Below are 14,163 nucleotides of genomic sequence, written 5' to 3'. Positions count from 1 at the left end.
GGTACGCACCACGACGCAGCATCGGCAAGGCGCGCCGTGGCCCGGCCGCCCGCAAGCGCGCGCTATCCGTGCGGCGGCGCTATGCCGTCGCGGACATAGCAGGCAATCGCCTCGAGCATGCCGAGGTCGAGGTCCTGCACGCGGTCGGCCCCGAAATGGGCCAACCATTTGCGCGCAAGCTCGGCATGCGCCGTCGTATGCCCGGTCGCGGCAAGGGCACTCAGGTCTTCCAGTGCTGAACGCTCGTCCATGTCTTCTCCGTGATCCTGATGGTCCGGACGCTGCCGGCCGTCGTCGGGGCCGGGCTGCCGTCAGACGGCTTCGAGCGCGAGAGCGATGCCCTGGCCGCCGCCGATGCACAAGGTCACGATGCCGCGCTTGATGCCGTCGCGGCGCATCGAATGTGCAAGACGGGTGGTCAGGACGGCACCGGTCGCGCCGATCGCGTGACCGTGCGCGATCGCGCCGCCTTCGACGTTGATCCGCTCTTCGTCGATGCCGAGCTCGCGCGCGACCGCGATCGGCACGGCGGCAAAGGCCTCGTTGATCTCGAACCGCTCCACGTCGTTCATCGACCACCCGGCACGCGCGAGCGCCATCTTCACTGCCGGCACCGGCCCGAGTCCGAACAGGCCCGGCTCGACCGCCCCCACGCCGTACGAGACGAGCGTGGCGATCGGCTCGATGCCGCGCGTCTCGGCATAACGCCGCTCGGCCACGATCATCGCCGCCGCACCGCTGTTCAGGCCGGGCGCATTGCCGGCGGTGATGGTGCCGTCAGCGCGAAATGCGGGCTTCAGCCTCGCAAGCGACTCGAAGTTCGTGTCCGGGCGCGGCTGCTCGTCGCGCTCGAATCGGACGGTCTGCTTGCGCCCCGCGACCTCGACCGCCACCAGTTCGGCGTCGAATGCCCCACGCGCCTGCGCGTCGGCGAAGCGCCGTTGCGAACGTTCCGCCCAGCGGTCCTGCTGCTCGCGCGTGATCCCCTTCATCGCGACGAGGTCTTCCGTGTGCCATCCCGAATGCAGGTTGGAGAACGCATCGACGAGGCCATCCACGAGCATGCTGTCGGCGATCTCGGCATTGCCCATCCGATAGCCCCAACGGCCGCCGCCGAGCAGATACGGCGCGCCGTCCATGTTCTCCATTCCGCCTGCCGCCGCAACCTCGCCGAAGCCGAGCCAGATGTCCTGCGCCGCATTCGCGATGGCCTGCGCACCGGAGCCGCACACGCGATTGACCGTCAGCGCGGGCACGGTCACGGGAATGCCGCCCGCGACGGCCGCCTGACGCGCGGGATTCATCTTGTTGCCGGCCTGCACGACGTTGCCCATCACGACCGACGCCAGCTCCGCCGGATCGATCTCGCTGCGACGCACCGCTTCGCGCAACGCGGCCGCGCCGAGCGCCGTCGCCGCAACGTCCTTCAACGTGCCGCCGAACGCGCCGATTGGCGTCCGGACGGGACTGCAGATCACTACCTGTCGAGCAACCATTTCAACACTCCATTCAAAGCCCGCTTCATGCGGGACGGATGCCGCCCCAACTCGACGCGGCGCTTGCGGGAAAGGAACGCCTGCATTCGCATGCCCGGCACGTTCGTAAAGCGCTCTCGTGTGCCGACGCACGCACCGATGGCGGGGCGACGCGCGCCCCGCCATCGCGTCAGATCGAGACCATTTCGAAATCCTCCTTGCCGACGCCGCACTCGGGACACTTCCATTTGGCCGGAATGTCTTCCCAGCGCGTGCCCGGTGCAATGCCGTCTTCCGGCGCACCGTGCCGTTCCGAATAAATCCAGCCGCACACCAGACACATCAGCGTGCGCATCTCTACCGCCGTCGTGCTCATCTCGCCATCTCTCCCAGGTTCGACGTCTGTCGCGTCACGAATTCGCGCACCTGCTCGCGTACCCTCGCATCCGACAGGATGCGGCCGTGCCCCGCACCCGGCGCCGGCCACAGCGTCGCGTCCGGCAGTCCGGCCACGACGCGCTGCGCCTCGCCGTACGGCACCACCGAATCGGCCGGGTCGTGCACCACCAATACCGGGACGTCGAGCGACGCGCCGCGCGCGAGCAGATCCCAGTGACTGACCGGCACGCCGTTGCGCAGCTGCAGCTCCGCATAGATGCGCTCGACCACCGGACGCGGAAATGCCATGTCGCGGCTGGCCCAGCGCTCCAGCACCTCGGTCAGCCCGCTGGTCGGGGCGATCAGCACGAGGCAGCGCAACGACGCGCGGCGCGAGCGCTCGGCCAGCGCCGAGACGGCCGCGATCGAGCCGAGCGAATGCGCAATCACCACCTGCGCGCCTTCGATCGCATCCAGCACCGCACCCGTCGCGCGGGTGAACTGCGTCATCGTCGTATGCTTGCCCGGCGAACGGCCATGCGCGGGCGCGTCGAACGCGGCCACCGAGAAGCCGAGCGACTGCATCGGCTTCACGAAGCTCAGCATGCTGCTGCTGTCGGTGCCCCAGCCATGCACGAGCAGCACGCGCGATGCGCCGCCCTCCCAGTGATAGGCGCGGTCGATGTCCGCGTTGCCGTCGATGGACGCCTCCTTCGCACCGAGCGGCACGCGGTCGCTGACGGGCAGCCCGTAGCCGCGCGTGAAGCCGAACGTGTCGGCCGCCCGGCGCCCCGCGGCGTGCGGCGCGAAGGTCGTCAGCACGCGCAGCGCGCGACGGCCGAGCCGAACGCGCCACGACGGCTTCCGGGCCTTGCGCCGCGCGAGCGGCGAGACGTCGGTAGGGTTCGCTGCCGCCATCACCGGCCCTCCGCCGCCGCACGCGCGCCGACCGGCACGGCCTCCCGGGACAGGCTGCGGTAGTAACCCGACTCGGTGTCGTAGAAATGGCAGTGACCGATCACGTGCCACAGATCGCCGAAGGAGAAATCCTTTTCGCGGATCATTCCCGGAAACGCCTGCTTGAGCGCCGCCTGCGCCTTCGGCAGGTTGTAGAACGGCACGATCGGTGCGACGTGGTGCGCCGTATGCACCGAGATGTTGTGCGTCATGAAGTGCAGCCACTTCGGATACCGGTAGTCGGTCGTCACCAGCAGGCGGCTGGCGTTCGGCGTCCAGTGCTGCGACGGCAGGAACGGGATCTCGTCCGACGTGTGATGCATCAGCGTCGTGGCGCTGAACCACGCATGAATCATCAACCAGGGCACGACGAAGTACAGGAACAGGCCGGTGATGCCGGTGAAGTAGATGAGCGCCGGGAAATAGAGCGCGGACGCGAACAGGACGAACGCGATCGAGCGTTTCACGTCGCGCCGCATCTCGCGCTTCGGATAGAAGCCCGGACGGAAGCCCGATTCCTTCCAGTAGCTCACCGTGCCGGCCCAGAACAGCCACTTGCGGGTGCCGGCGTACTCGAGCCGCTTCAACAGCGGCATGCGATCGTAAAGCGGCGCGGGAATCGGCCGCCAGTCGGTATCGAGCTCGAGGTTGTTGGTATTCGCGTGGTGCAGGTTGTGCGTGTGGCGCCACGCGTGAAACGGATACAGCAGCGGCAGAAGCGACAGGTGCCCGATCGCCAGGTTGAACCATCGGACGCGCGAAAACGAGTTGTGCCCGCAATCGTGCGCGATGCAATGCAGCCCCCAGCCGCCCAGGCCGGCCAGCAGCCACAGCGGAACGTAGAACAACCAGTGCGGCGCGTAAGCGATGCCGACGAGCGCGCCGATATACGCCGCATAGCTCACCACGAAGCCGAGAATGCCGCGCCATACGCGCGGCTCGTAGAGGGATTTCGGAATCGCATCGGTCAGCCGCACGCCCTCGAGCGACTTCGACTTCTGCATGAATTCGTCGAAACGCGCCGGCGGCGCGCTGGGGACCGTATAGGTTTTCGCCATGTCGATCTCCCGCTTACGCCGCTTGCAGACCGAGCTCGGTCGACAGGTGGCGCGCCAGCTCGTCGATGCTGTTGTGTTCGAACAGCAGCGCCGGGGACAGCCGCTGCTCGACCACCTTCTCCAGATCGCCCGACACCTGCACGGCGACGATCGAATCGAGCCCGTACTCGTCGAAGCGCTTGGCGGGATCGATCGCGGCGCGCTCGAGCTTCAGCTGCTTGGCGAGCCGGTCGATCAACCAGTTGCGGATCGACGCTTCGGTGAGCGGCCCGACATCGGCGGCCACCGCCTTCTTGCGGCCGAACAGGCCGCCCAGGATTCCAGCTTGAGACATGATGACTAATCCTTCCGTACGAGGGAGATGAACTGAATGACGACGGCAACTAGCTTCAATACGGCTGCTTGGCGAGCTTGCGGATCGCCGCCGGCGTCGGCTGACGCAGATCGCGCACGATGCCGAGCTTGCCGAGCGTCCACAGCACCCAGGCGCTCAGATCCGGCTCGTACCACTTCACCGAATGGCGGTATGACGCGGGGAATGCGTGGTGGTTGTTCTGCAGGCCTTCGCCGAACGTGAATACGGCGACCGTCCAGTTGTTCGCGCTGTTGTCCCCGGTCTTGAACGGCCGGCCGCCGAACATGTGGCATACGGACCCCACGCACCACGCGGCCTGGTTGGCCACGAAGATGCGCGCCAATCCGCCGAACAGCAGGCCGTTCCATGCACCGAGCCACGAGCCGGCGACGGCGCCGCCGATCGCGGCCGGCAGCACGAGGCCGAGCACGATCCACCAGGCGTAGGTGCGGTGATAGAAGAACAGGCGGCGATCGCGCAGCACGTCGGGCGCGAAGAAGGTCCAGCCCGAGACGTCGGGGGCCAGCATCCACGGCATGTGCGCATACCAGAGGCCGCGCAGCTTCGCGAACAGGCCCTTGCCGGCCAGATTCGGCGAATGCGGATCGCCTTGCTGATCGCTGTACAGGTGATGTCGGCGGTGCGTCGTCACCCAGAACATGATCGGTCCTTGCGCGGCCATCGACCCGCAGATCAGCAGCAGCCCTTCGAACCACTTCGACGTGCGGAACGTCTTGTGCGCGAGATACCGATGGAAGCCCATCGTGATCCCGCCCATGTGCAGAAAATAGAACACCGCGAACAGCACGAGATCGGTGGCGGCGAACTCGCCCAGCACGAGCTGGCGCACGGCCAGCGCGAAGCCGGCCAGCGGCACCAGCATCACGGCCAGGGCGGTCAGGCGTTTGACGCGCGCCCCGCTGCCCAGCAGCGGCGAAACACCGGGGATCTGCCCGTCGGCGGCCGACAGCCCGCCTGCGGCAGTCACGCCGGGTGCAACCTGAATCGACGAATTCATAGGAATCTCCAGACGCTAAACAGGATTACGGCGAAATTGAAGGAGCCGTCGCGCGGCGCTTGGGCGCATAGCGCACCTCCGTGACGAGCCCCAGCGCGTCGAGCAGGCGGATGACCCAGGCGGAAGGATCGAGCTGCCAGAACGCGTGATCGTTGTTGGCGAAGGCCGGCTGTGCGTGATGGTTGTTGTGCCACGCGCCGCCCACCGAGACGATCGCGAGCAGGCCCAGATTGCGGCTGTGGTCGCGCGTCGCGTGCGGGCGGGTGCCGATGGTGTGGCACAGCGAATTGACGGCCCAGGTCGACTGATCGAGCAGGAAGATCCGTGCGAGCCCGCCCCACAGGAAACCGCCGACGGCGCCGGTCAAGGCCTGCCCGGCCGGCGCGAGCAACGCGCCCGCCAGCGCGGGCAGCGCGAGGCCGAGCAGCACCCACCACCCATAGCGCAGATTGAGATTGACGATCAGGCGGTCGCGCAGCAGGTCCGCGGCATACGCGCTCCAGTTCTCGCGGCGCACGCTGAACAGCCAGCCCACGTGACCGTGCCAAAGGCCCGCGAGCCGGCTCGGTTGGCCGTGGCGGTTCGCGCGCGGCAGCGGCGAATGAGGATCGCCGTCCTGATCGGTGAACGCGTGGTGCATGCGGTGCGTCGCGGCCCAGAACAGGATCGGCCCCTGGGCGGCCATGCTGCCGAATACGCCGAGCATCACGGTGACGATCGGCCGTCCCTTGAACGCACGGTGTGAGAAGTAACGGTGCATGCCTGTTTCGACGCCGATCGCGGTCGAGAAATACATCACCGCGAGCAGGATGAAGTCGGTGGCGCGCACGCCGTATGTCCACGTGTAGGCAATCGCGAGCACGAAACCGAGCGCGGGAACGCCGACGGTCAGATAAGCGAGCCGGCGCGCGCGCGAGTCGGTGTCGGCGTCGGCCGCACGGGCGGTCGCGGGTGTTCGCGACGACGAGAGATCTGCTTCAGCCATGACTGGCTCCGAAGAAAGACAGCGACAATGGAAATCGGGAATGCGGAAGCGGCGAACGGCTCAGGCGCGGGCCTCGAGCGTGCTCAGGCTGCCTTGCTGGAACGCCTGCTTGCACGCTTGCCTGCGCACCTTGCCGCTGGTCGTGAGCGGAATCGCGCCCATCGGCCCCAGGTGCACGACCGCCGGCGCCACGCCGTGATCGCGCGTGACCGCCAGCGTGATCGCCGCTCGCACCTCGCCCATTTGCTCGGGGCTCAGACGCCGCGAGCGCTTGAGCTCCGCAACGATGACGAGCGACTCCCGCGGGCCGCCGTCGATCGAAAACGCCACCACGCCGTTGGTTCGGATCGCATCGTGCGCGGCCTGCACCGATCCTTCGATGTCGGTCGGATAGAGGTTGCGCCCGGCGACGATCACGACGTCCTTGATCCGGCCCGTGACGAACAGCTCGCCGTGGTTCAGAAAGCCGAGATCGCCGGTGCGGAGGTAGCGCGCCGAATCGGCGTCGCCGCGTTCGTCGCAGACCGCCGCCGCGAACACGTCGTCGCTGTCCGCGCGGCCGAGATAGCCGGCAGCGACGTTCGGACCGCTGAACCAGATTTCGCCGATGCTGCGCTCCGGCAGCACGCGCTTCGTCGCAGGATCGACGATCAGCAGCCGATGGCCGGCCGCCACGGGCCCGCAGCCCACCAGCGTCGTGCGCCCGAGCAGGTCGGATTGCGCGTCGTGCGGCACGCACTGGCCGCGGGCGAGCGCCTCCTTGTCGACGTCGATCAGCGTGATCGGCGAACAGCCGGGCTTGCCGGACACGTAGAGCGTCGCCTCCGCCATTCCGTAGCACGGCACCACGGCGCGGCGCTCGAAGCCATGCTGGCCGAAGCGCGCGGCGAAGCGCTCGAGCGTCGCGTGGCTCACCGGCTCCGCGCCGCAGAACACGTGCTGCAGCGAGCCGAGATCGAGCGTGGCGGCTTCTTCGTCGCTGATGTGGTCGACGCACAGGTCGAATGCGAAATTCGGCGCGACGCTGGTGGTCACGCGGTAGTCGCTGATCGCCTTGAGCCAGCGATACGGACGCTGAACGAAATGCTGCGGCGACAGGATCACGAGCGGAAAGCCGCTGAACACCGCGAGCAGCAGCGCGCCCATCAGGCCCATGTCGTGATACGGCGGCAGCCACGTGCAGCCGACGCGCTCCGGATCGGCGCCGAGCCGCTCGGCGATCACCGCGCAGTTGCTGACGAGATTCCGGTGCGTGACGACGACGCCCTTCGGCTCGCCCGTCGATCCCGACGTGTACTGCAGCAGCGCCGGCCGCTCCAGATCGAGGCCCTGCTCCAGCACGCGCCCGAAGTCGTGCGCCGATGCGTCGATGGCGTCGAAGGCATGCTCGTCGATCGTCAGCAACGCCGGCGCGACGCGCGCGCCGTCGTGCAGCCGGTCGAGCTCCTGTTGCAGCGAGCGATGCTGCTTGCCGGCGATCACCACGTCGGGACGGGCGTCGCGGCAGATCGACGCGAAACGCGCCACGGCGCGGGAGCCGGCCGGCGGAAACGAAGGCACCGCGGTGGCGCCCGCCAGCAGGATTCCGAACAGCGCCGCGACGTAACCGAGACCGGGTTCCAGCACCAGCAATACGCGGCGTTCGTGCAGCGCGTGCTGCACGAGCAGATCGCGCACGTGGGCCGCAGCGGCGGCGAACTGGCCGTAGGGCCAGCTCGCGACGTCGTCCTCGCCGTCGCGCAGAAAATGGAACGCGACACGCTCCGGCGTGTGCTCGGCACGCTCGCGAAGCACATGGAGCAGCGACGAGGTCGTGCGCTCCGCCAGCAGAGCGGAGGGAGGAATGCTACCGGCCATCATGAGACCCTCGGATAATCGGTTTCGTATTGTTTCGGTCAAATCGTCATGCCCGGCGCCGGGCCGAACACGGCGCCGCCCTCAACGCGCCGCCGCGGAGGCGAGCACGCGCGGTCGCGTATCCACCGGCGCGCACAGGATCGCCGTCGCCAGCGCGAGCGCGATCTGCAGGTAACAGAGCGTGTGGAATTCGGCGAGCCGCGTGATCGCATTGCCGGTGATGGCGACCGTCAGCGCCACGCCGAACACCGATCCCATCTGGCGTATCGCCTGATTCACGGCCGAGCCGACGCCGAACCGCGCGGGCGGCAGATGCGCAACCGCGGCAGCCGACAATGAAGGCATGACCATCCCGACGCCCAGCCCGGTCAGCAGCGCGCCCGGCAGCCAGGCATGCAGATAGTCGGGCGTGACGCCGGGCACCAGCGCGAACCACAGGCTTGCCGCCATGGAGATCAGGCTTCCCGTCACCAGCAGAAGCCGGTGCCCCGCGCGCGCCGCGAACCGGCCGCAGACGATCGCCGTCGGCACGACGAGCAGCGGCCCTGGGGTGCCGGCCAGCCCGGCGCGCGTCAGCGAGTACGACCAGACGCCCGTGGTGAACAGAAACGTCTGGAAGAACATCATCGCGAAGCCGATCGCGAAGCACAGCGACGCCAGATTGATGTAGCGGTAAGTGCGATCCTGGAACAACGACAGATCGATCGCCGGCGCACGGGCCGTGCGCGCCCACGCGACGAACGCGGCCAGCATCGCGAGCCCGCCCGCGATCGCGAGCGCCACCTTCGGCGACGCCCAGCCAAGCGCTTCCGATTGCACCAGCCCGAACGCGATCGCGCCGACGCCGACGATCAGCAGGACGACGCCGACCAGATCGAGCGGCGCGCCCCGCTCGGGGTCACGCGACTCGTCGAGCACGCGCCATCCTTGCCAGAGCGCGAGCGCGCCGAGCGGCAGATTGAGAAAGAACGCCCACGGCCAGCCGAAGCGATCGACCAGGAACGAGCCGACGCTCGGCCCCAATGCGCCGGCCACGCCGCTGACCGCGCCCCACAGGCTCACGGCGATCGCCCGTTTGGTGACGGGGAACGCCGCCAGCAGGATCGACAGCGAGGCAGGCAGCAACAGCGCCGCGCCCGCGCCCTGCACCGCGCGCATCATCCACAGCATCTCGATGCGCGAGGCGATCCCGCAGCCGAACGATCCGCCGACGAACATCGCGAGCCCGAGCAGGAACATCCGCTTGCGCCCGCACAGGTCGGCCAGGCGGCCGGCCGGCACGAGCAACGCGGCGAACACCAGCGTGTAGGCGTTCAGCACCCACGACAGGCCGCCCGAATCAGCGCCGGGAAACGCCCGTCGCAACGCGGGAAACGCCGCGTAGAGCACGGTGACGTCGATCGAAACCAGAAACACCGCCACGCTCGCGATCCAGAAAACCGGCCACGGCGAAATCGAATTCGGCTGCGCCTGCGAAGCGGGCACGCTGGGTGCGCTCATGGCCTTATACCTCGCGAAGCTGGGCGCGCGTCACGCCGTCGCCCGATGCGGATTCGGGTTCGGCGTCCGCTTCGAAATACGACGGGTCGAGAAACGGCAGCGTCCGTGCCCGCATCCGCGCCTGGAACAGCGCGACGACCGGCCACGGGCGCATCGCCATTGCCATGCTCCTGACGTTGCGCTCGTCTTCCCAGCAGATGACATTGGCTACTTCCAACGGCAGCCCGCCGACCTCGCCGGTCCACAGGCTCAGCGTCGTCGCACCTGCCGACAGACGCGGCCCGCTCGCGCGCCCGCCATAGACCGCGATCGAATGGCCGCACACGCGCTCGACGTCGGCGCGCCCGCGTATCGGCTTGCAAGCCACCGGGCTGGTCAGAAACATCTCGTCGGTGATGCCGAACGGCAGCTTGGCATCCAGCACTTCGTCGTCGGGAATCGGCGGCAACGCGGTGTTGACCTCGGCGGGCAATACCCACGCATCGACGTCGACCAGATCCCGGCTCGCGTCATACAGCGCGCGCCGGACCGGCGCCGGAAACGAGCCGAGGAAAATGTCGACCTCGATGCGCGTGCCGGATCTGCGCGCCACCGTCACGCCGCGAATCTGGCGGTCCTCGAAGCGGCCGTGCCATTCGCGCCCGCCGATGTCCGCGCCACGCCACGCGTGTTGCGGCTCGATCGCGGCAAAGACGCCCGCGGCGGCCGCTGCGAGTTGCTCGACCCGCTCGCGACCGAGGATTTCGCCGAACATCATCGGATGATGCAAGGCGACCTCGTCCGGCGCCGACATCCCGAGTTCCTGCAGCAACTCGCCCACATAGAGCGTCCGTTCCGGCTCGTTCATCGTCGCGCCCGCCTCTGCCGTCATCGTGGTTTGTTCGGGTGCGCCCGGCAGGCGCGCCGTTGCCGCGGCCGTCATACCGTCGCTCGAATGGATGCGCGCGCACCCATTCGCTCCAGGATCCGTCGTGCGGCGAATGCCGGCCGGTCGAGCTGGATGTCGATCATCGGCGCCGTGGGGCTCCAGTTCGCCTGCAGGCTCTCCGCGACGTCCTTGTCCTCCATCACGGTCGCGAACACCTCCTTCGCGGTGAACTCGGTAAACCGCTCGTTGTCGACGTCGAAGTCGCGGTGCATGCCCACGAACACGTGGGTGGTGGTGTCGGTGGCGGGCGTGAAGATCGTCGTCGTATAGACGTGGAAGATCCGGCCGCTGGCATCGTCGCAGGCGTGCGCTCGCGTTTCGACCCGCGTGTTGCCGATGGGCCAGTAGAGCACTTCCTGGAAGCGATCGATGTAGTCGAGCTTCAGGATATGGGTATAGAGCGGCGGCGTCTTCTCGCGGCGCAAGTAGCGGCGCACGCGGACTTCGTCCTCGCCGATCACGATTTCCGGCGGCGTCTCGACGATGTCGAGCGAGCCGAGCGTCTTCGCGTGCACGAACGCGGCGTGTGAAATATCGAGGATGTTGTCGATCCCGAACAGGTAGCTGCACGCGATCGTGCAATAGCTCATCGTTCCGGCGAGCTCGGGCGCCGAGCAGACCCAATGGTTCGGAATCGCCGCCTCGTCGGCCTGGTCGGGGTCGCCGGTCCACAGCCAGATGAAGCCGTATTTCTCGACGGCGGGGAACGCGCGCACGCGCGCGCCCTTCGGGATCGTGCTCTGACTCGGAATGCCGACGCACGCGCCGGAACAGTCGTACCTGAGCCCGTGGTACCAGCACTGGAGTTCGTCGCCGACCACGCGCCCGCGGGACAACGGAACCTGTCGGTGCGGGCATCGATCCTCGAGCGCGACGACCTGGTCCGCCAGGGTTCGATACATGACGACCTTATGGTTCAGGATCGTCCGGGCAAAGGGCTCGCGCTGGACTTCCGCGGAGAGTGCTGCTGCATACCACGCATTCTCGATAAACATGATTCCTCTCTTTGCTACATGGGCGACGTGGCGGCACACCCGACCCGCGTGCGGGTCGGTGTGCGGCTTGCGGATCGTTGCTACTTGCGCATGACGGCGATCAACGCATCGGCGTCCGGCGCGTCCATCGATGCCGCCTCGCGGTCGAGATGCCCCTGCGCCATCCGCTCGAGGAATTCGTCGGTCGACGACTGCAGATTGACGCAGGGATACTGGAAACGGCCCGTCGTATACCGAAGCGCGCCGAAGAAGGACGGCTCGACCGGCGCGCGTGCCGCGGCGAGCAGCCCCTGCGACATCAGATACTTGTGGAGCGCCGGCAGCCGGTAGCACGGCACAGCCGGATACTGATGGTGTTCGAGATGGAAGTTGCTGCCGAAGAACAGCGCGGTGTAGATCGGCGACGTATAGCTGCGGCTGTCGCGATAACGCCCCGGCACGGTATCCGTGTGCTCGATGTACGCGCGGATGGTGCTGAACACGTAGACGCCGATATACGGAATCAGCATGACCGTGAAGCCCAGCCACAACGACCGATGCCAGATGAATCCGTAGGCCGTCACCGCACACAGGTTCAGTGCAATGTTGATCCGCGAGATCCAGCGCATTTCGCGCTCGCTGAACGGCAGCCGCGTGTTCTCCGGCCACGGAAGGCCAGCGGCCATGCGTACGGCGTTCTTCGTATAGATCCGTACGCCCCGGGAGCGCGCGAGAAAGAAGCGCGACCAGAAGGTGCGGTACTGCGAATAGATCTGGACATCGGGGTCGATGTCCTGACCGGTGTAGCGATGGTGCTTCCAGTGAGTCATGCTGAAACCCACGATCAGGAAGCCCGGCACCAGCGACGAGCAGATGAGCGCCAGCGCGGCGCTCACGTACTTGTTGCGATGCAGGTTGGTGTGCATGCCCTCGTGGCCGACGAAGGTCAGCAGGTGCATGCCGTGGCCCGCGATCACGCCGAGGACGAGCGCCATCGCCACACGGGCCGGCGCCGACGCCGGGATATCGACGACGGCGAACGCCACCGCGGCCGGAATCAGGAAGAATGCGAGCGCGTGCGCCACATAGAGGATCGTCGCGACGGAGCTGATCTGGTGGAAGTGTCGCGGCAGCTTGAGCCGCGAAAATGCAGCATTGCCGTCCAACGTGGCTTCGATGGTCATGGAATGGCTCCTCGGCTTACTCGACATGGGACCGGTGACAGGCAGAACTGCCCCGCCACGGCTTGCATACGCGTGATCGAAACGACCACGCGCCGTCGTTCCGTGCGCTCATATCGACGCTCTCGCGCAAACGTCGCGATCGCCACCGGCGGTCACCGGCGCGAGATCGTCCGACTCGCATGCCTGCGCCCACCTCGCGTGCGCCTCGTCGGCGAGACGCTGGCGCAACGCCATCTCGGCGCGGATCGTCTCGCCTCGCGTCGACATGTCGATCAGCGGCTGAATGACGCCGGTTTCACCGCCGGCAATGGCCTCGTCCGCCCATTTCCTGATATCGCTGGGATCGAACACCGCAAACGGCGAACATCGGCGATTCTGCGAAGCCAGCAAGCGCGCCTGCAGCACCGGGTCGGCCGTCAGCTTGCCGAACAGGATCCGGCTGAGCGGATTGTTGTGGCCGAGTGCGCCGCGGCCGCGCGAGTATTCGAACAGGTCGATCGACGTCGCGTCGCGCTGGCGCCAGTAGCATTCCAGCGCGCGGTCGTCGTCCTCGACGATGGCCTGGCCGAGTGCGCGCGCATCGCGAAGTGCGTCGGTGATGCCGAATCCGGGGGACGGATCCATGAACAGGCCCGCGTCGCCCACCAATGCCCAGCCGCGTCCGGCAGCCTGACGGAAGAAGAAGCGCAGCTTCAATGCGCCGAGCACCTTGCTCACCGGCTCACCGGTAATCAGCGGCGCCGTATGGCGGTTGCCCTTAAGCGTTTCGGTCAGCTTCTCGAGCGCGCGGCCCTTCCACTGCGGCAACTGCGTTTTCGGGAACGCCACCCCGATCAGCAGAAGATCGCGGTTGGTCGGAAACACGAAGACGATGTCGTCGCCGAACGTGCAGTTCATCGCCCCGCCCAGATAGCGCGGATCCGTGTCGAACCAGTCGGGACGCGGCCAGTACGCCCAGTACATCGCGCGCGGGCAGTCATAGCCGTGGTACTCCTCGGCGCCGACGAGCTCGGCCGTCGTCGAGTGCGGGCCGTCCGCGCCCACCACGATCCGCGCGCGGATCTCCTCGCGCACGCCGTCATGTTCGACCACGGCGCCCGTCACGCGCTCGCCGTCGCGCAACAGGCCGACCAGCCGGGTCCGGGCCCGCACCTCGGCCCCCGACGCGCGGGCCTCCTCCAGCAACAGGGCATCGAGATCCATGCGGCGCGGGCACGAGCAGCGCCCGCCGACCGGGTACTCGACGCGGCCCGTCACGTCGTCGTTTCCGTACATCATGCTGGGCACCGGGGGCGCGAAGCGGCGCACCTTGTCGCCGAGCTCGAGCTCGTCCAGCAACGCCATGCCGTAGGGAGAAATCCAGTGGGTGGACAACGGTTGATCGCTCGGCAGATGGTTCGCATCGATCGCCAGCACGCGCTTGCCGGCGCGCGCCAGATGAATCGCGAGCGTGGCGCCCGCACAGCGGGCGCCTATGATGAGGGTGTCTAGCAC

General features: G+C 67.6%; 14 protein-coding genes. All 14 read right to left on the bottom strand.

What is annotated here, in order from left to right; all coding sequences use genetic code 11:
- Nucleotides 1-62: 62 nt before the first annotated feature.
- Nucleotides 63-251, bottom strand: coding sequence for a hypothetical protein (locus MBR110_RS14995; protein ID WP_014724447.1), 189 nt, complete (start codon nucleotides 249-251; stop codon nucleotides 63-65).
- A 60-nt stretch (nucleotides 252-311) separates the two neighbouring features.
- Nucleotides 312-1,496, bottom strand: coding sequence for a thiolase family protein (locus MBR110_RS14990; RefSeq protein ID WP_011881353.1), 1,185 nt, complete (start codon nucleotides 1,494-1,496; stop codon nucleotides 312-314).
- Between the two features lie 169 nt (nucleotides 1,497-1,665).
- On the bottom strand, nucleotides 1,666-1,851 hold the full coding sequence (locus MBR110_RS14985; RefSeq protein WP_011881352.1) for a rubredoxin: 186 nt from the start codon (nucleotides 1,849-1,851) through the stop codon (nucleotides 1,666-1,668).
- A complete protein-coding gene (locus MBR110_RS14980; protein WP_059462061.1) occupies nucleotides 1,848-2,771 on the bottom strand; it encodes an alpha/beta hydrolase in 924 nt (307 codons plus the stop codon). The genes MBR110_RS14985 and MBR110_RS14980 overlap by 4 nt, the downstream gene beginning before the upstream one ends.
- The gene (locus MBR110_RS14975; RefSeq protein ID WP_011881350.1) at nucleotides 2,771-3,868 is read right to left on the bottom strand and encodes a fatty acid desaturase; all 1,098 of its coding nucleotides are present in this window, start codon (nucleotides 3,866-3,868) and stop codon (nucleotides 2,771-2,773) included. Before MBR110_RS14975 ends, MBR110_RS14980 begins: the two co-directional genes overlap by 1 nt.
- A gap of 13 nt (nucleotides 3,869-3,881) precedes the next feature.
- The gene (locus MBR110_RS14970) at nucleotides 3,882-4,202 is read right to left on the bottom strand and encodes an acyl carrier protein (RefSeq protein ID WP_011881349.1); all 321 of its coding nucleotides are present in this window, start codon (nucleotides 4,200-4,202) and stop codon (nucleotides 3,882-3,884) included.
- 55 nt (nucleotides 4,203-4,257) lie between these two features.
- Nucleotides 4,258-5,241 (bottom strand): acyl-CoA desaturase, encoded by a 984-nt coding sequence (locus MBR110_RS14965; RefSeq protein ID WP_011881348.1) that lies wholly within the window; start codon nucleotides 5,239-5,241, stop codon nucleotides 4,258-4,260.
- Nucleotides 5,242-5,266: 25 nt separating this feature from the next.
- Complete coding sequence (locus MBR110_RS14960; RefSeq protein WP_034194882.1) at nucleotides 5,267-6,226, bottom strand: acyl-CoA desaturase; 960 nt, start codon at nucleotides 6,224-6,226, stop codon at nucleotides 5,267-5,269.
- A 60-nt stretch (nucleotides 6,227-6,286) separates the two neighbouring features.
- Nucleotides 6,287-8,086, bottom strand: a complete 1,800-nt coding sequence (locus MBR110_RS14955; protein ID WP_258569984.1) for a fatty acyl-AMP ligase — start codon at nucleotides 8,084-8,086, stop codon at nucleotides 6,287-6,289.
- Nucleotides 8,087-8,164: 78 nt separating this feature from the next.
- A complete protein-coding gene (locus MBR110_RS14950) occupies nucleotides 8,165-9,583 on the bottom strand; it encodes an MFS transporter (RefSeq protein WP_011881345.1) in 1,419 nt (472 codons plus the stop codon).
- A 4-nt stretch (nucleotides 9,584-9,587) separates the two neighbouring features.
- Nucleotides 9,588-10,505: a hypothetical protein gene (locus MBR110_RS14945; RefSeq protein ID WP_176322033.1), complete on the bottom strand. Its 918-nt coding sequence runs from the start codon at nucleotides 10,503-10,505 to the stop codon at nucleotides 9,588-9,590.
- Nucleotides 10,502-11,506 carry an aromatic ring-hydroxylating dioxygenase subunit alpha gene (locus tag MBR110_RS14940; protein ID WP_045578272.1) on the bottom strand — a complete coding sequence of 335 codons (1,005 nt, stop codon included), beginning with the start codon at nucleotides 11,504-11,506 and terminating at the stop codon, nucleotides 10,502-10,504. Before MBR110_RS14940 ends, MBR110_RS14945 begins: the two co-directional genes overlap by 4 nt.
- Before the next feature lie 80 nt (nucleotides 11,507-11,586).
- Complete coding sequence (locus tag MBR110_RS14935) at nucleotides 11,587-12,669, bottom strand: fatty acid desaturase family protein (RefSeq protein WP_059475666.1); 1,083 nt, start codon at nucleotides 12,667-12,669, stop codon at nucleotides 11,587-11,589.
- Nucleotides 12,670-12,777: 108 nt separating this feature from the next.
- Nucleotides 12,778-14,163, bottom strand: a complete 1,386-nt coding sequence (locus MBR110_RS14930) for an NAD(P)/FAD-dependent oxidoreductase (protein ID WP_175999693.1) — start codon at nucleotides 14,161-14,163, stop codon at nucleotides 12,778-12,780.

This window comes from Burkholderia sp. MBR-1 (assembly GCF_013822785.1).
Classification (GTDB): domain Bacteria; phylum Pseudomonadota; class Gammaproteobacteria; order Burkholderiales; family Burkholderiaceae; genus Burkholderia; species Burkholderia vietnamiensis.
Note: the sequence above shows the minus strand (reverse complement) of the source record. Positions and strands in the feature narration are given on the sequence as shown.

Excerpts from the sequence above, each read along its gene's own strand:
- MBR110_RS14970 (WP_011881349.1), bottom strand. The coding sequence starts at position 4,202 with ATGTCTCAAGCTGGAATCCTGGGCGGCCTGTTCGGCCGCAAGAAGGCG.
- MBR110_RS14950 (WP_011881345.1), bottom strand. The coding sequence starts at position 9,583 with ATGAGCGCACCCAGCGTGCCCGCTTCGCAGGCGCAGCCGAATTCGATT.
- MBR110_RS14990 (WP_011881353.1), bottom strand. The coding sequence starts at position 1,496 with ATGGTTGCTCGACAGGTAGTGATCTGCAGTCCCGTCCGGACGCCAATC.
- MBR110_RS14935 (WP_059475666.1), bottom strand. The coding sequence starts at position 12,669 with ATGACCATCGAAGCCACGTTGGACGGCAATGCTGCATTTTCGCGGCTC.
- MBR110_RS14975 (WP_011881350.1), bottom strand. The coding sequence starts at position 3,868 with ATGGCGAAAACCTATACGGTCCCCAGCGCGCCGCCGGCGCGTTTCGAC.
- MBR110_RS14940 (WP_045578272.1), bottom strand. The coding sequence starts at position 11,506 with ATGTTTATCGAGAATGCGTGGTATGCAGCAGCACTCTCCGCGGAAGTC.
- MBR110_RS14955 (WP_258569984.1), bottom strand. The coding sequence starts at position 8,086 with ATGATGGCCGGTAGCATTCCTCCCTCCGCTCTGCTGGCGGAGCGCACG.
- MBR110_RS14985 (WP_011881352.1), bottom strand. The coding sequence starts at position 1,851 with ATGAGCACGACGGCGGTAGAGATGCGCACGCTGATGTGTCTGGTGTGC.
- MBR110_RS14995 (WP_014724447.1), bottom strand. The coding sequence starts at position 251 with ATGGACGAGCGTTCAGCACTGGAAGACCTGAGTGCCCTTGCCGCGACC.
- MBR110_RS14945 (WP_176322033.1), bottom strand. The coding sequence starts at position 10,505 with ATGACGGCCGCGGCAACGGCGCGCCTGCCGGGCGCACCCGAACAAACC.
- MBR110_RS14980 (WP_059462061.1), bottom strand. The coding sequence starts at position 2,771 with ATGGCGGCAGCGAACCCTACCGACGTCTCGCCGCTCGCGCGGCGCAAG.
- MBR110_RS14965 (WP_011881348.1), bottom strand. The coding sequence starts at position 5,241 with ATGAATTCGTCGATTCAGGTTGCACCCGGCGTGACTGCCGCAGGCGGG.
- MBR110_RS14960 (WP_034194882.1), bottom strand. The coding sequence starts at position 6,226 with ATGGCTGAAGCAGATCTCTCGTCGTCGCGAACACCCGCGACCGCCCGT.